This is a genomic window from Micromonospora sp. NBC_01405 (assembly GCF_045040155.1).
Lineage (GTDB): Bacteria > Actinomycetota > Actinomycetes > Mycobacteriales > Micromonosporaceae > Micromonospora.
In genome coordinates, this window is record NZ_CP109532.1 from 5,926,937 (window position 1) to 5,941,831 (window position 14,895).

General features: G+C 75.2%; 12 protein-coding genes. 6 read left to right on the top strand and 6 right to left on the bottom strand.

Going from position 1 to position 14,895, the window contains the following annotated elements; all coding sequences use genetic code 11:
- The first annotated feature begins 190 nt into the window (after positions 1 to 190).
- On the top strand, positions 191 to 796 hold the full coding sequence (locus tag OG559_RS25650) for a response regulator transcription factor (protein ID WP_405108066.1): 606 nt from the start codon (positions 191 to 193) through the stop codon (positions 794 to 796).
- Between the two features lie 123 nt (positions 797 to 919).
- Positions 920 to 1,498: a response regulator transcription factor gene (locus tag OG559_RS25655; RefSeq protein WP_405108069.1), complete on the top strand. Its 579-nt coding sequence runs from the start codon at positions 920 to 922 to the stop codon at positions 1,496 to 1,498.
- Between the two features lie 94 nt (positions 1,499 to 1,592).
- On the opposite strand, the gene OG559_RS25660 is transcribed toward OG559_RS25655, so the two are convergent.
- The 6 genes from OG559_RS25660 to pgi form a co-directional block, all read right to left on the bottom strand.
- Positions 1,593 to 3,473, bottom strand: coding sequence for an ATP-binding cassette domain-containing protein (locus tag OG559_RS25660; protein WP_405108072.1), 1,881 nt, complete (start codon positions 3,471 to 3,473; stop codon positions 1,593 to 1,595).
- Complete coding sequence (locus tag OG559_RS25665; protein WP_405108075.1) at positions 3,470 to 5,191, bottom strand: ABC transporter ATP-binding protein; 1,722 nt, start codon at positions 5,189 to 5,191, stop codon at positions 3,470 to 3,472. The genes OG559_RS25660 and OG559_RS25665 overlap by 4 nt, the downstream gene beginning before the upstream one ends.
- A 74-nt stretch (positions 5,192 to 5,265) precedes the next feature.
- Positions 5,266 to 5,385: a SapB/AmfS family lanthipeptide gene (locus tag OG559_RS25670; protein WP_117669281.1), complete on the bottom strand. Its 120-nt coding sequence runs from the start codon at positions 5,383 to 5,385 to the stop codon at positions 5,266 to 5,268.
- Positions 5,386 to 5,431: 46 nt separating this feature from the next.
- Entirely contained in the window at positions 5,432 to 5,551 is a 120-nt protein-coding gene (locus OG559_RS25675) for a SapB/AmfS family lanthipeptide (RefSeq protein ID WP_117669281.1), read from the bottom strand.
- A 6-nt stretch (positions 5,552 to 5,557) separates the two neighbouring features.
- Positions 5,558 to 8,200, bottom strand: coding sequence for a class III lanthionine synthetase LanKC (gene lanKC, locus OG559_RS25680; protein WP_405108078.1), 2,643 nt, complete (start codon positions 8,198 to 8,200; stop codon positions 5,558 to 5,560).
- 261 nt (positions 8,201 to 8,461) lie between these two features.
- Positions 8,462 to 10,096 (bottom strand): glucose-6-phosphate isomerase, encoded by a 1,635-nt coding sequence (gene pgi / locus OG559_RS25685; RefSeq protein WP_405108081.1) that lies wholly within the window; start codon positions 10,094 to 10,096, stop codon positions 8,462 to 8,464.
- A 383-nt stretch (positions 10,097 to 10,479) separates the two neighbouring features.
- Here pgi and OG559_RS25690 point away from each other — a divergent pair, with 383 nt between their 5' ends.
- The 4 genes from OG559_RS25690 to OG559_RS25705 are packed head-to-tail and all read left to right on the top strand — an operon-like array spanning position 10,480 to position 14,884.
- Positions 10,480 to 10,986: a hypothetical protein gene (locus OG559_RS25690; RefSeq protein WP_405108084.1), complete on the top strand. Its 507-nt coding sequence runs from the start codon at positions 10,480 to 10,482 to the stop codon at positions 10,984 to 10,986.
- A complete protein-coding gene (locus tag OG559_RS25695; protein WP_405108087.1) occupies positions 10,986 to 12,401 on the top strand; it encodes a hypothetical protein in 1,416 nt (471 codons plus the stop codon). Before OG559_RS25690 ends, OG559_RS25695 begins: the two co-directional genes overlap by 1 nt.
- Positions 12,402 to 12,436: 35 nt before the next feature.
- Positions 12,437 to 13,759: a VWA domain-containing protein gene (locus OG559_RS25700; RefSeq protein WP_405108090.1), complete on the top strand. Its 1,323-nt coding sequence runs from the start codon at positions 12,437 to 12,439 to the stop codon at positions 13,757 to 13,759.
- 12 nt (positions 13,760 to 13,771) lie between these two features.
- Complete coding sequence (locus OG559_RS25705) at positions 13,772 to 14,884, top strand: AAA family ATPase (protein ID WP_396672815.1); 1,113 nt, start codon at positions 13,772 to 13,774, stop codon at positions 14,882 to 14,884.
- The last annotated feature ends 11 nt before the right edge of the window (positions 14,885 to 14,895 follow it).

A 14,895-nucleotide genomic window follows, 5' to 3' on the forward strand; every position in this document is an offset into this window, starting at 1 on the left:
CCGGCCCGTCCCGCGGTCGCCGGCCACCTGCCGTGCCGACCGCCCGACGTGGCCCACCGTGGCCCGTGAGCACCCGTCGTGGTGCCGCTCCGGGCCGCCGCTGTCCGTTCCCGCGCGCACCGTACCCGTCCCTGGCATCGAGCCGGGTGGTCCGGGCGGCGCGACGCGTACCCGAGATCGGAGATACGTGGTGATCCACGTCGTCGTGGCCGAGGACATGGGACTGCTGCGCAGCGCGCTGTGCGCCGCGCTGTCGAACGAGGAGGACATCGAGGTCGTCGCCGATGCCGCCGGCATCGGTGAGTTGTGGGGGGTGCTGCGCCGGGAGCACCCCGAGGTGTTGGTGCTGGAGCTGAAGCCGGAGGTGCCCGAGTCGGCATGGGTGGTGGCGAAGGTGGCCGCCGAGTCCCCGGGGACGGCCGTGCTGGCGATGAGCCACCGCTGGAGCCCGCCGCTGGTCGAGGCGGCGCTGGCGGCCGGCGCGCGCGGCCTGGTCAGCAAGGACGCCGGGCTGTCGGAGCTGGTGCGCGCGGTCCGGACGACCGCCGCCGGTGAGCGGGTCATCGACCCGGCCGCCGCGGTGGCCGTGCTGAGCCCGCCGGTCAACCCGCTGACCCGCCGGGAACTGGAGGTGCTGCGGGTGGCGGCCGAGGGCCTGCCGCTCAAGGAGATCGCCCGTCGGCTCTTCCTGGCCCACGGGACGGTGCGCAACCACCTGTCGGCCATCCTGCACAAGACCGGTGCCCGCAACCGGATGGAGGCCGTCCGACTGGCGCAACGGGACGGCTGGTTGTAGCCGTCGCGGGTGGGCCCGGCGCGAATGCGTGTCGGGCCCGCCCGCTCACCGAGCGGACCCGTCGGTAACGTGTTTGAATATTGACTGTCCGTGATCAATGGAGCTGCTCGGGAGAGGTCCACCGTGATCCGTACCCTGCTCGCCCTGGACGGTGCCCTGGTCCGGGGCGCGTTGTCGCTCGTCCTCGCTGCCGAGGAGGACATCCACGTGGTGGCGGAGGTGGGCCGCGGCGACGCGGTCGGCCAGGCGGTCCGCGTCGGCCGGCCGGACGTCGCGGTGGTGGACTTCGACCTGATCACCGACGGCACGGCGACAGAGCGGTGCCCCCTGCTGGTGCTCGCCGACCCCCGTCGGGCCCGGGGCCTGTACGGCGTGTTCTCCCCGGGCCGCACGGTCGGCATCCTGGCCAGCGACGTGGCACCGCACCGGGTGGTCGACGGGATCCGGCGGCTCGCCCGGCACGAGTCGGTGGTGGACGCCGAGCTGGTGCTGGCGGCGCTCGGCGCGGACAGCCCGTTGACCGAACGGGAGACCGAGGTGCTGCGGTTGACCGCCGCCGGAGCCCCGGTCGCCGAGGTGGCCGGTTCGCTGTGCCTCTCGCACGGTACCGTCCGCAACCACCTCGGGCGGATCGCCCGCAAGACCGGGGCCCGGACCCGGGTCGAGGCGGTCCGGGTGGCCCGCGAGTCCGGCTGGATCTGACGCGCGAGACTGCCCCCGTGAGCCGCCGAGGAGGCGCGGCGGCCCACGGAGCCGAGCGGGGCGGCGGGGCGGGTGCGGCGGCGGGGCGGGTGCGTCAGCCCCGTCGGGCCGGTGCGGGTGCCGGCGTGGGCCGGTCGTCCCAGTGCCCGACGAGCTCCCGGTAGGTCGCCGACCGGGCCAGCAACTCCTCGTGCGTGCCGGCCACCGGCCGCTCGCCGTCGACCACGAGCACCAGGCCGGCCCGGACGGCGGAGCTGATCCGGTGCGCTATCACCACCAGGGTGCCGGGCCGGCGGGCGAACGCGTCCTCCACCGTCGCCTCGGCCGCCGGGTCCAGGTGACAGGTCGCCTCGTCGAGGATCACCAGCGGGGCGGGGGACAGGTACGCCCGCACCGCGGCGACGAGTTGCCGCTCGCCGGCGGAGAGCGCGCCAGGCGTCACCGCCCCATTCAGCCCGCCGAGCCGGGCTGCCAGCGCGCCGGCCCCGAGGGCGTCGACGGCGTCCGACATGGTGCCGTCGTCGGCCTCCGGGCACAGGTAGCGCAGGTTGTCGGCGAGCGAGCCGGTGAAGACGTACGCCTCCTGCGGCACCAGCACCCGCAGCCGGGCCAGCGCGGCCGGCGGGGCGCCGGCCACCGCAACCCCGCCCAGGAGCACCGTGCCGGCCTGCGGGGCAAGCAGGCCGGACAGCAGCGCGGCCAGGGTGGACTTGCCCGCCCCGCTCGCCCCGACCACGGCGAGGTGCTCCCCGGCGGGCAGGCTCAGGGTGACGTCCGCCAGCACCGGCCGGGCCGCCGCGCCGTAGCGGAAGGTCAGCCCGCGCACCCGCACGGCCGGTTCGGTGCCGCCGGGCGGGCCCGGGTCCGGCGCTCCCGGTGCCTGCTCGTCCGGACGGCCGGCCGGCGCGGCCCCCGGCGGCGGGGTGCCGCACTCGGGGTCGGGCTCGTCCGTGGGGTCCGGGCAGGTCCGCAGGATACGGTCCAGGGTCACCACGTAGCGCAGACCGCCGCCGCCGATGCCCTGCACCAGGGCGTGCAGGGCGGGCTGCAGGCCGGTGGAGACGTAGATCAGCGCGCCGAGCAACGCGCCGGCGGTCAGTCCCCGGTCCACCAGCCGGGGCGCGGCCAGCAGCAGCACCGCCAGCGGCAGCCAGCCGCCCACGCCGAGGCTGAGGCTGCGCACGGCGGACATCCGGCTCAGGACGCGCTCGGCGGCGGCCTGGTCCGCCACCCGCCGACCCACGTCGGCGACGACCCGCCCGGCCGCCCCGCACGCCCGCACGTCCCGGTGCCCGGACAGCGCGGACGCGCCGGCCCGGCCCAGCTCCTCGCCGGCGCGGACGTACCGGCGCTGCTGCCCGGCCATCGCCGGCAGCGCGCCGAGGAACACGGCCAGCCCGGCGACCAGGGGCGCGGCCACCAGCGCCGCGACCACCGGGTCCAGGGCGACCAGCCCCAGCAGGGCCGCCCCGGCGGCGAACAGGAAGCCCCGGGTCACCATCAGCAGGCCGGCGAAGGTGTCCCGGACCAGTTCCACCTGGTGGGTCAGCCGGGCCGCCGCGGCGCTGTCCGCGCGTCCGCCGGCCCGGGTGGCGTCCCGCAGGGCCGCCCGGACCACCCGGGCGGCGAGGTCGTCCCGGAACGGCTCGACCACCGCGCCGAGGCTCCGGTACGTCCGGCCGGTCGCCACCGCGCCGACGAGCACCGCCCCGGCGAGCAGCCCCAGCCAGCCCAGGCCCACGCCCGGCCGGCCGGCCAGGAAGCCCTCGTCCACCGCCCGCGCGACCAGCGCGCCGGAGAGCAGCGCCGGCAGCGCCTCGACGACCGACCAACCGGCGAGCCGCGCCACGACCGGCCTGCGGGCCCGCAGCGCCGCCCAGGTGACCTGCCGCACCCCGGGGCGGGTCACGCCCGGGTCGCCCCGGCGATCGATCCGGCGTCCCCGGTGGCTGGTGCCGGGTCCCCGGCGACTCATCCGCCGTGCCCGTCGGCGTGGAAGACCGCCCGGTAGGCCGGGTCCGCCCAGAGCCGCCGGTGCGGGGCGAGGGCGCGCAGCCGGCCGCCGTCGAGCCAGGCGACCAGGTCCGCGCCCGCCGCCGTGGCGACCCGGTGGGTGACCACCAGCCGCGTCCGCTCGCCCGGCTGCCCCGCCACCGCCCGGGCGATCCGGTGCTCGGTGACGGTGTCCAGGCTGGACATGGCGTCGTCGAGGATCAGCAGCCGGTCGGCTGCGACGAAGGCCCGGGCCAGCCCGAGCCGCTGGGCCTCGCCGCCGGACAGCGGCGTGTCGGCCAGCGGGGTGCGGAAGCCCGCTGGCAGCCGGTCGACGACGTCGGCGACCGCCGCCGTCTCGGCGGCCCGCCGTACGGCGGGGCTGGCCGGGGAGCCGTCGGCCGGCGGCGCGGCCCCGTCCGGGGGCAGGGCCAGCCCGATCGCGTCGTGCACGGTCGCACCGACCAGCGCCGGCCGGTCGAAGGCGTACCCGACGGCCCGGCGCAGGGCGTCCGGGCGCAGCCGGGGCAGCGGCACCCCGTCGAGGCGCACCTCGCCGGCGTCCGGGTCGTGCAGCCGTCCGGCGACGGCGGCGAGGGTGGACTTGCCGGCGCCGGACGGTCCGACCACGGCCACCGTTGCCCCGGCCGGGACGGTCAGGTCGACGCCGTCGAGGACGGGCCGGCCGTCGTCGGCGTACACGCTCACCGAACTCAGCCGCAGCGCCCCACGGCCCGGCGGCAGCGGCCGGTCGCCGTCGGCCGGCGCCGGGTACGCCAGCAGCTCGGCGACCCGGGCCGCTCCGGAGCGGCTGCGCACCAGGCGGTTCAGGGTGGCCAGCACCGCGCCCAGCCCGGCGCCGGTGGCCGCGTAGCGGACCGCCGAGACGAGCTGGCCGGGGGTGAGCCAGCCGGCGGTCAGCGCGTACCCGCCGACGGCGACCACGCTCAGTTGCAGCAGCGGCGCCACGGTGGCGGTGCGGGCGCTGGCCCGGGCCAGCAGCTCCCAGCCGCGCCGACCGTACCCGCGAAGCTCCGGCAGCGCGGTGAGGATCCGCTCCTCCTCCCGGCCGCGGGTCGCGGCGGCGGCGATGGTCCGGGCGCCGGCCAGGGACTCCAGCAGCCGGCCGGCGATCGAGTTCAGGGCCTTCTGGTAGCCGGCGGTGGCCGCCGAGGCATCGGTGACGAACGCGCGCATCAGGCCGGCCAGCAGCACGAGCCCGGCGAGCAGGGTGACCCCGAGCACCGGCTCGATCAGGGTGAGCGCGACGACGCTGCCGAGCGGGGGGAGCACCGCGATCGCGCTGAGCACGACGGCGGTGCCGGCCTGACCGGCGTCGGCGGCCTGCCCGACCAGCCGGCCGACCAGGTCCCCGACCGGGTGCCGGCGGGCGGCGCGCACGTCGAGGGCGAACAGGTGCCGCAGCAGGCGCGCCCGGATCCGGGCGGTGGCGCGGGCAGCGCCGTACCCGCTGGCCAGGTCGCCGAGGGTGTCGGTGGCGACCAGGACGACGACCAGGGCACAGGCGGCGGCCGGCCACCACCGGGTGCCGCCGGTCAGCGCCGCGTCGACGGCGAGGCCGAGCACCGCCGGCAGCAGCAGCTCGGCGACGGCGCCGGTCAGCGTGACCGCAGCCAGCGCGGCCGTCCACCCCCCGGCGTCGCGGACCACCCGCCGCAACAGCCCGTCGCCCGTGCGCATCGGTTCCCCCTCGAACGGCGGGCGGCCCCGGGTGGACTTGTTCTGTCCACCCGGGGCGCCGCGGATCGACCCGGTCAGTTGCAGGTGGTGATGGAGAGCGAGCTGTCGCCGCAGAGCAGCAGGCTCGCGCTGGAGCCGCCGCCGGTGCGGTCGGCCGGGGCCATCTCGAGGCCCTGGAGGTCCAGGAGTGCCATGTCGAATCACCTCCATCCGTGGTGTGGTCGGTGCGGGTCGGTGCGGTCAGTTGCAGGTGGTGATGGAGAGCGAGCTGTCGCCGCAGAGCAGCAGGCTCGCGCTGGAGCCGCCGCCGGTGCGGTCGGCCGGGGCCATCTCGAGGCCCTGGAGGTCGAGGAGCGCCATGTCAAATCACCTCCTTCCGTCGTGGGTGCGGTCAGGGTGGCCCTCGCCGCTGCGAGGGAGTCTCGGCGCGCCGGCCAGCGGCGCGAGGAAGGGCAGGGCCACCGGCTCGTCGTGCCGCGCGGCGGCCAGCGCGAGCAGCACCCCGGCGGAACCGGTGCCCAGGTCCATGGACAGCCGCAGGAGCTGCTCGCCGGGGAAGGCGGTGCCGCCGCCGTACGGCAGGGCGTGCCAGGCGAGCCGGCGCAACTGCGCGTCCAGCTCGCGGCGCTGCACCGGGTCGTCGGTCAGGGTGGCCAGGTACGCGATGATCCCGGCCCGCCCGGCGAAGAGGCCGGACTGGGCGTAGAACGGGGACCGGGCTGCCCGGCGTACCCCGGCGCTCGCCTCGGCGAACCGCTCGTCGGCGCGGTGGCGCAGGTACTGGTCCAGCACCAGCCCGATGCCGACGCTGCCCTGCCCGAGGTACGGCATGGTCCGCCAGCCCTCGTTGACCTCCAGCGCGCCGTTCGGGCGCACCGCACACCGGCGCAGGTCCTGGCGCAGCGCGGTGGCCGCGTGATCCAGCAGGGCCTCCTCGCCGGTCAGCTCGTGCAGCCGTAGCAGCAGCAGCGCCGGCCCGGTACGACCGCGCAGCAGGCCCGCGTACGGGTTGCGTCCGCCGCTGATGTCCGGGCCGGGGTCGTCGGCGAGCCGTTCGACGACGGCCGCCGTCACCCTGTCGGCGGCGTCGCGCAGCCCGGTCTCCCCGGTGCGCCCGGCCAGCTCGGCGAGGTTCAGTGCGATCCCGGACAGGCCGCTGGCCAGGCTCAGGTCCAGCTCGGCCCAGGGCTGGCGCAGGCAGATGTCGAGCACGTCGAGGGCATCGGACCGGCGGTCGAGGTGCTCCAGCGCGTACGCCACCCCGTGCAGGCCGTCGTAGAAGCCCAGTCGGGTGCCGGACGCGGGGGCGGTGGCCCGCCGCACCAGCCAGTCCTCGTGCTCGGGTCGGCGGCCCGCGCCGCTGACGGCCAGGGCGTGCAGCACCCCGGCGGCGCCGTGGGCGAGGTTGAGCCCGCCGGTGTGGAACTGCGCGATGTCGCCGGGGAAGAGCCGGTCGTCGCGGTCCGGGGTGGCGCTGGCGAGGATGGCGGTGGCGATCCGCCGTCGCACGTCGGGCCAGTCGCCGTCGAGGTCGTACCGGCGCGGGTCGGCGGCGGGCGCGGAGGTCCCGGCACCGGCCTCTCGGCCGGGAGCGGTGGGCGCGGCGGTCCCGGTGATCTCGGCGACCGCCTCGGCCAGCCACGGCCGGGGGACCGGGAAGCTCTCGGCGATCACGTCGGCCAGGTGCGCGGCCTTGTCCGGGGCGATCCGGACGAGCTGGGTCAGCGGGAGGAACAGCGCCAGGCGCAGGCAGGCCAGGGCGTACCGGTCGACCGCCGGGCCGGTCCGGTCGCCGGGCGCGGCGAACCCCTGGTTGCGCAGCCCCGGCCGGCGGTGCCCCTCGATCGGCGCGGTGACCTCGAAGTCGACCAGCGCCACCCGGTCGTCGGGGCGGACCATGATGTTGAACAGGTGCAGGTCGCCGTAGACCAGGCCGCGTTCGTGGATCGCGGCGACGATCGCCTCGACCTGCGTCAGGACGCCCCGCGCCCAGTCGGCGTACGCCGCCCGGTCTGCCTCGGTGGCGTCGGCGTCGATCAGCGGGTACCGGTCGACGACGACCTTGTTCAGCGCCCGGCCCTCGATGAACTCCAGGGCCAGGAAGCGGTGCTCGCCGAGGGTGAACTCGTCGTGCACGGCGGGCACCTGGGGCAGGTCGGCGAGCCGACGCAGGGCGGTGGCCTCCCGCTCCAGCCGGTCCACCGCGTCGATGCCGTCGGCGTCCAGGCCGGCGTGCGGGCGGGCCTCCTTGAGCACCACCTCGGTGTCGGTGCGCAGGTCCCGGCCCACGTACAGGCCTCCGCCGTTGGAGAAGTGGATGACCTTCTCGATCCGGTACGGCACCTCGGTGGTGCTGGTGGCGCCGCGGGCGGCCAGGTGCGGGGCGAGGAAGTCCGGCAGGGTGACCCAGTCCGGGAGGTGGAACACGGGGTCGCGGCGGTCCGGCACCAGCGTGCCGGCGCCGTCGGCGATCGCGGGGACCACCTGCCCGTCCGGGGAGAGGCAGTAGCGGCGGGCGAAGCCGCCGTAGCGCACGTGCACCGGTCCGGCGCCGTAGCGCAGGTCGCTGAGGATGTACGGCCCGTCCTCGCCGCCCAGCAGCGCGTCGAGCTCCTTGCAGGCCAGCTCCAGCTCGGCGGTGTCCCGGGGGTAGATGGTGACGAACTTGCCGCTGGCCGAGCGGGACGCGTACTTGGAGTTGCGCAGCAGCAGGGTGCGCGGGCCGCGCAGGAACTTGAACGACAGCCCGCGCGGCACGCAGTACGCCCACACGGCGTCGAGCACCCGCTCGGCGTTGGCCAGGGTGGCCGACACGTGGATCTTCCAGCCCTGCTGCGGCAGCGAGCCGCCCTCCGGGGCGTGGATCAGCCAGTCGTCGAGCGACTCGCGGCGCCAGCCCGCGGGCACGTCCCGCTCGGCGGCGGCGAAGGCCGGCTGCGCGACCGCGCTGCCGAGCGAGTCGTAGAAGAGCCGGTCAGCGGCGCAGTAGTTGTCGTAGCGCTCGTCCACCGTGGCCCCCTCCGCGATCCCGGCCGGTTCCGTTCTCCGGCGTTGAATCGAGTTTCGTGGAGGTGGCTGCCCGAACCCAGTGCCCTAAGTCACGAAGCAGAATGCGTGTTACACGGGTCGGGGGTGACAAAAGTCAGCGCGAGGCCGTGTGAACTGGAAGGAAACCGCCGGGGCCGGGGCGGAGATATTTCGGGGCCGCGAGAAGACTAATCGGCCGACGCCCCTGCGGGCGTCGGCCGATCAGGTGGACGGCGGTGACGATCAGTCAGCGTGCCGCTGCGCCCGGTACCGGGCGATCAGGGCGCGGGTGGACGAGTCCAGCCCGGACAGGTCGGCCTCGTCCCCGGTGAGCAGCGGCGCGAGCTGGTTGGCCATCACCTTGCCCAGCTCCACGCCCCACTGGTCGAACGGGTTGATGTCCCAGATCGCGCCCTCGGTGAACACGATGTGCTCGTACAGCGCGATGAGCTGGCCGAGCACCGCCGGGGTCAGCTCGGCTGCGGTGATCGAGGTGGTCGGGTGGTTGCCCGGCATCACCTTGTGCGGCGCCAGCTCGGCCGGCGTGCCCTCCGCCTCGACCTGCTCCCGGGTCCGGCCGAAGGCCAGCGCGGCGGTCTGCGCGAAGAAGTTCGACATGAACAGGTCGTGCATGTCGTCCAGGTCGTGTCGGGGGCGGCTGAACCCGATGAAGTCCGCCGGCACCAGCCGGGTGCCCTGATGGATCAGCTGGTAGAAGGCGTGCTGGCCGTTGGTGCCCGGCTCGCCCCAGAAGATCTCCCCGGTGTCGTACGACACCGGCGTGCCGTCCAGGGTCACCGACTTGCCGTTGCTCTCCATGGTGAGCTGCTGCAGGTACGCCGGGAAGCGGTTCAGGTACTGCGAGTACGGCAGCACCGCGTGGGTCTGCGCGCCGAGGAAGTTCGTGTACCACACGTTGAGCAGCCCGAGCAGCGCCGGCACGTTGCGCTCCACCGGCGTGGTCCGGAAGTGCTCGTCGACGGCGTGGTAGCCGCCCAGCAGCTCGCGGAAGCGCTCCGGCCCGACGGCCAGCATCACCGACAGCCCGACGGCCGAGGGCAGCGAGTACCGGCCGCCCACCCAGTCCCAGAAGCCGAACATGTTCTCCGGGTCGATGCCGAAGTCCCGCACCCGATCGGCGTTGGTGCTGACCGCGACGAAGTGCCGGGCCACGGCCGAGTCGTCGCCGCCGAGGCCGGCCAGCAGCCAGTCGCGCGCCTGCCGGGCGTTGGCCAGGGTCTCCTGGGTGGAGAACGTCTTCGACACCACCACGAACAGGGTGCTCGCCGGGTCCAGGTCGGCGGTGGCCTCGGCGATGTCGGTGGGGTCGATGTTGGAGACGAACCGGCAGGAGATCCCGGCGTCCCGGTACGCCTTCAGCGCCTCGTACGCCATGACCGGCCCGAGGTCGGAGCCGCCGATGCCGATGTTGACCACCGTGCGGATCCGCCCGCCGGTGTGCCCGACCCACTGCCCGGAGCGGACCCGGTCGGCGAACGCGGCCATCCGGTCCAACACCTCGTGCACGTCGGCCACCACGTTTCGGCCGTCCACGTCGAGCGAGGCGTCCCGCGGCAGGCGCAGCGCGGTGTGCAGCACCGCCCGGTGCTCCGTGGCGTTGATGGGCGCGCCGGAGAACATCGCGGCGATCCGGTCGGTCAGTCGGGCCCGCCGCGCCAGGGCGGCGAGCAGGGTGAGCGTCTCGTCGGTGACGAGGTTCTTGCTCCAGTCGACGTGCAGGTCCGCCACCTCACCGGCGAGGCGTTCACCCCGGTCCGGGTCGGCGGCGAACAGGTCGCGCAGGTGCGCGTCCCGGGCCTTCTCCGCGTGCGCCGCCAGCGCCCGCCACTCGTCGGTGGTGGTGATCTCCTCGGCCATTTTCCGGCTCTCCTCCCGCACCTGCTCAACCGTTGCGCGGCCGTCACCGTACTGTGCGTGCCGGCCCGCCCGGGCCAGATTGCCACCAGCCGGGACGTGTCGCACCCCGGGCCGGCTCGGGCCACCCGGGCGATGCCTCCGGCCGGCGGGTCGGCGCCGCGCCGGGACGCAGGGTGTACAGGCCCGCACCGGCGCGCCGATCCTCCCCCCGGGGCCGGCGTTTCCTGTCGTACCCGTGAGGCAAGATCTTTCTCAGGACGGGTGCCCCGGTGGTCCCGGTTCCGGCGGGTCGTCGCGCCCGTCACCCCCTTGTTGTCGTGCGCCGGCCCGTCGTCGGCGCGGAGTCGGTGCGCCCGCGGGCGCACCGGGTGCGGAGGTCGTAGGTGCTGGAGACGGAGCACGTCCCGTGGGAGCGGCGCAGCCTCGCGCCGGTGCTGCCCACGGTGCGTCCCCGCAAGCTGGCGAAGGTCCCCTTCGTCGAGCTGGCGGACGGCCGGCTGCAGGGGGTGGTCTCCAGCGGCTCCGACATCGAGCGGGTATACGTCTCCTCGATCGCCGCCGGCAGCCACGGCTTCAACTGCTCCACCAACAACAACCGGCCCTGCGGCGGCCTGCGCGGCGCGCCCTGCAAGCACCTGCACGCCCTGCTCGACGAGGCCGTCCTCCAGTACGGTGTCGAGCGCGTCGGCCGGTACCTGCGCATCGACGTCACCGACGGGGTGCGGACCGGCGCCGACCTGGCCCGCCGGCTCGACGGCCACCACGAGACGACCCCGGCGGCGGTGGTGTTCAGCCGGTTCCTGCGCCACCTGGCCTATCTGGAGCTGCCGGCCGCCGACGGCCCGCTGCCCGAGCTGCACTGGTTCCCGGCGACCGGGGCGGGCCGCTGATGCGCGGGGCCCAGCTCACCGCGCTGCGTGACGCCGCGCCGGCCGGTCTCGCCCCGGCCCTGGACCTCGTCGCCGGCCTCGACGACGCGCTCGTCGCCGGCCTGGCCCGGGTGGGCGAGGCGCAGGCCGCCGCGCTCGCCGACCTCGTCGCCGCCCTGGCCGCCACCCCACTCGGCGACCGGGTCGCCGAGGCGGTCGCCAAGCTCACCGCCGGGTCGCCGGCCGACGAGCACCTGGCCGCCCTGGCCGGGGCCCGCACCGCCCTGCTCGGCGCGGCGCACGACGCCCTGCTCGCCGGGGCCGACGCCGCCCTCGGCCGGGAACGAGCCGCGCAGCCGATCCCGCCCGCCGGCCCGCTGCCCGCCGAGGCGACGGCCCCGCTGTCCGCCGCCCGGTCCTGGCTGACCGAGCTGGCCATCACCGGCTGGCGCGGCGTCGACCACGACCTGGTCGCGGCCGGCAGCCGGCCGGTCGAGGCGACCCTCGCCGTCCCGGCGCTGCGCCGGCTGGCCGTCCTCCTCGACGGCCTGGCCGCCGAGCTGCGCGCGTCCTGCCCGGTCGCCACGATGCAGGCCGTGCCGGCCCGCCGCTGGGCCGACCTGTGGGCCCGCGCCGTGCTGCTCGCCCAGGACGCCGCCGGCGTCCCCGACCCGTCCGCCGCCGGCGTCGAGACCGTCTCCGGGCGGCTGCTGGTGCTCGGCGTCGACGTGCACGAGCACGCCACCGCCGTCCAGTTGCAGGCGCACGCCGTCCTCGAACCGGCCGACGGCGGCCCGGCCCGCCTCGTGCGCACCGGCGTCGCCGCCGCCAAGGTCGACACCATCGTCGGGCCGGCGCTGTGGCGGCTGCTCACCGACCACCCGGTCCTGCTGGGCGCGCTCGCCGAGCACCGCAGCCTGGAGGTGACCGACCTACCGCTGTCCGGCGGCGACCTGTGGTGGCGCGACGGGCAGGCCCGCCCCGGCGAGCCGGCCGACCCGTTCGCCACCGCCCGGGTGCTGCTGCCCACCGCGGTCGCCGCGCCGGTCCCGCCGCTTGGCCGGCACCCGGTCGCCGTCGCCGAGCCGGTTCTGCTGGAGGGGTACGCCGTCGACACCGGCGAGGACGGCGGCCTCCGGTTCACCGTCGACGGGGAACGCGTCGCGGTGGACGTCGACCGGCTGCCGGCCTGCGGCCCGCTCACCCCGGCCCTGGTCGCCGCCTCGACAGCCTGCCTGGGGCTGCTGCGCTGGGACGGCCGGTGGACGGTGCAGCCGCTCGCCGTGCAGGCCACGGTCAAGCGAGCCACGGTCGCCGCGCACAACGGCGACTGGGCGCAGGGCCCCACCGACCCGAAGGTCGCCAAGGCCGAAACGAAGGCCGGCGACTCCGTCGCCGTGCTGCGGGAACGCGCCGGACGGCTGCTGCGCCGATGAGCGCGACCCCCGAGGCGCCCGGAGGAGGCGCGCAGGTGAATCCCGACGCCAACCGTCGGCAGGTGCTCTACTGGCGGCTGCTGGCCCGGCTCTTCGACCCCGCCGACGAGCAGCCGTCCCTGGAAGCGGCGAGCGTGGCCGTCGTCGACGACCTCGGCCTGCCGGCCGCGCTGCTGGACCCGTCGGTCTCCGTCGACACCGTGGTCCAGCGCTTCCCCGGCCTCGCCACCGAGATGGACGGCCTGCTCACCCCCGACCAGCCGGCGGACGACGAGCCGGCTGCGGCGGGGGAGGCCGAGGTGCGGCGGGCGGCGCTGGTGTCCAAGCTGCTGCTCAACGTCTTCGCCACCGGCGGGGGCAGCGTCAGCGCCAGTGAGCTCGCCCGGTGGCAGTCCGACGCCGGCTGGTTCGAGCGGGCGCTCGGCTGCGAGCCGGGTGAGCTGCGCCGGCAGGCCGGGGCCGGCGGCGGGCTGGGTGGCGTGCTGGCCGGCCTGGAGGGCGACCTGGTGCGCCGGATGCATCTGCGCGAGGTGCTCGCCGACCCGAGGCTGGCCGCGAAGCTCACCCCGAGCATGTCGCTGATCGAGCAGCTGCTGCGGGACAAGTCCAACCTGTCCGGGGTGGCGCTGGTCAACGCCAAGGCGCTGATCCGCCGGTACGTCGACGAGGTCGCCGAGGTGCTGCGCACCCAGGTCGAGCAGACCAGCGTCGGCACGATCGACCGGTCGGTGCCGCCGAAGCGGGTGTTCCGCAACCTGGACCTGGACCGCACGATCTGGAAGAACCTCACCAACTGGAGCCCGGAGGACCAGCGCCTCTACGTCGACAAGCTCTACTACCGGCAGACCGCCCGGCGCACCACCCCGGCCCGGCTGATCGTGGTGGTCGACCAGTCCGGCTCGATGGTCGACTCGATGGTCAACTGCACGATCCTGGCGTCCATCTTCGCCGGGCTGCCCAAGGTGGACGTGCACCTCATCGCGTACGACACCCGGGCGCTGGACCTGACCCCGTGGGTGCACGACCCGTTCGAGGTGCTGCTGCGCACCAAGCTCGGCGGCGGCAACGACGGGCCGGTGGCGATGGCCATGGCCCGGCCCAAGATCGTCGAGCCGCGCAACACCGTCATGGTCTGGATCTCGGACTTCTACGAGTTCAGCCGCTCGCAGCCGCTCTTCGACGGCATCGAGGCGGTGCACCGCTCCGGGGTGAAGTTCATCCCGGTCGGCTCGGTCAACAGCTCCGGCAGCCAGATCGTCAACCCCTGGTTCCGCCAGCGCCTCAAGGACCTGGGCACCCCGGTCATCTCCGGCCACATCCGCAAACTCGTCTTCGAGCTCAAGAACTTCCTCACCTAGGAGACCCCTGACATGTCCGAGATGCTGCGTGCCCCCGTCGAGGTCAAGTTCGCCGAGGAACTGGCCTGGCTGGAGTCGGTCGACACCGACCCGAAGCCGTTCTCCTGGCGGCTGAGCCCCCGCATGGTGCGGCTGTTCGTGCTCGGCTCCGAGCGGGCCGACGGGCTCGACCGGGAGGTCGCCCAGAAGTGGTTCGGCGACCGCAGCTTCGTCGAGCGGGCCATCGTCACCCTCGCCTCCGACCGGGGCCTGCTGCTGATCGGCGACCCGGGCACCGGCAAGAGCTGGCTGGCCGAGCTGCTCGCCGCCGCGATCTGCGGCAACTCCACCCTCGTCGTGCAGGGCACCGCCGGCACCACCGAGGACCACATCAAGTACTCGTGGAACGTCTCCATGGTGATCGCCAAGGGGCAGTCCCGGGACTCGATGATCCCCTCGCCGATCATGACCGCGATGGAGCAGGGGGTGATCGGCCGGTTCGAGGAGCTGACCCGCTCCACCAGCGACGTGCAGGACGCGCTGATCTCCATCCTGTCCGAGAAGTACGTCTCCATCCCCGAGCTGGACGACGACAACATCGTCTTCGCCAAGCCCGGCTTCTCCATCATCGCGACCGCCAACAGCCGGGACCGGGGCGTCAACGACCTGTCCTCGGCCCTGAAGCGACGGTTCAACTTCGTCCGCATCCCCGTGGTGACCAACAAGCGCAGCGAGGCGGAGATCGTCCGGTTCCGCACCGAGGAGCTGCTGCGCCGGCACAGCATCGAGCTGGACGTCCCGCCCACCCTGTTGGACATCCTGCTGCAGAGCTTCGCCGACCTGCGGGCCGCCGCGGCCTCGGCCACCAGCGACGACGAGAAGCTGGAGTCGGCGCTGTCCACCGCCGAGCAGATCGGCGTGCTGGAGGACGCGATCCTGCACAGCCAGTTCTTCGGCGACCGCACCCTGAGCGCCGCGACCCTCGCCGGCTCGCTGGTCGGCTCGCTGGCCCGGCGTAGTCCGGAGGACCTGGCCATCCTCAACAAGTACCTGCATGGCGTCGTGGAGCCCCGGGCCAAGAAGGACGGCGGCTCCTGGGAGGGCTTCCTCGACGGTGGCCGCCAGGCGATCGCCAACCTGTCGTGACCGGCCCGACG

What these genes read in the sequence shown, in the direction of transcription:
- OG559_RS25660 (WP_405108072.1), bottom strand. Translation starts at nt 3,473, where the DNA reads ATGAGTCGCCGGGGACCCGGCACCAGCCACCGGGGACGCCGGATCGAT.
- OG559_RS25665 (WP_405108075.1), bottom strand. Translation starts at nt 5,191, where the DNA reads ATGCGCACGGGCGACGGGCTGTTGCGGCGGGTGGTCCGCGACGCCGGG.
- OG559_RS25670 (WP_117669281.1), bottom strand. Translation starts at nt 5,385, where the DNA reads ATGGCACTCCTGGACCTCCAGGGCCTCGAGATGGCCCCGGCCGACCGC.
- OG559_RS25675 (WP_117669281.1), bottom strand. Translation starts at nt 5,551, where the DNA reads ATGGCGCTCCTCGACCTCCAGGGCCTCGAGATGGCCCCGGCCGACCGC.
- pgi (WP_405108081.1), bottom strand. Translation starts at nt 10,096, where the DNA reads ATGGCCGAGGAGATCACCACCACCGACGAGTGGCGGGCGCTGGCGGCG.
- OG559_RS25695 (WP_405108087.1), top strand. Translation starts at nt 10,986, where the DNA reads ATGCGCGGGGCCCAGCTCACCGCGCTGCGTGACGCCGCGCCGGCCGGT.
- OG559_RS25705 (WP_396672815.1), top strand. Translation starts at nt 13,772, where the DNA reads ATGTCCGAGATGCTGCGTGCCCCCGTCGAGGTCAAGTTCGCCGAGGAA.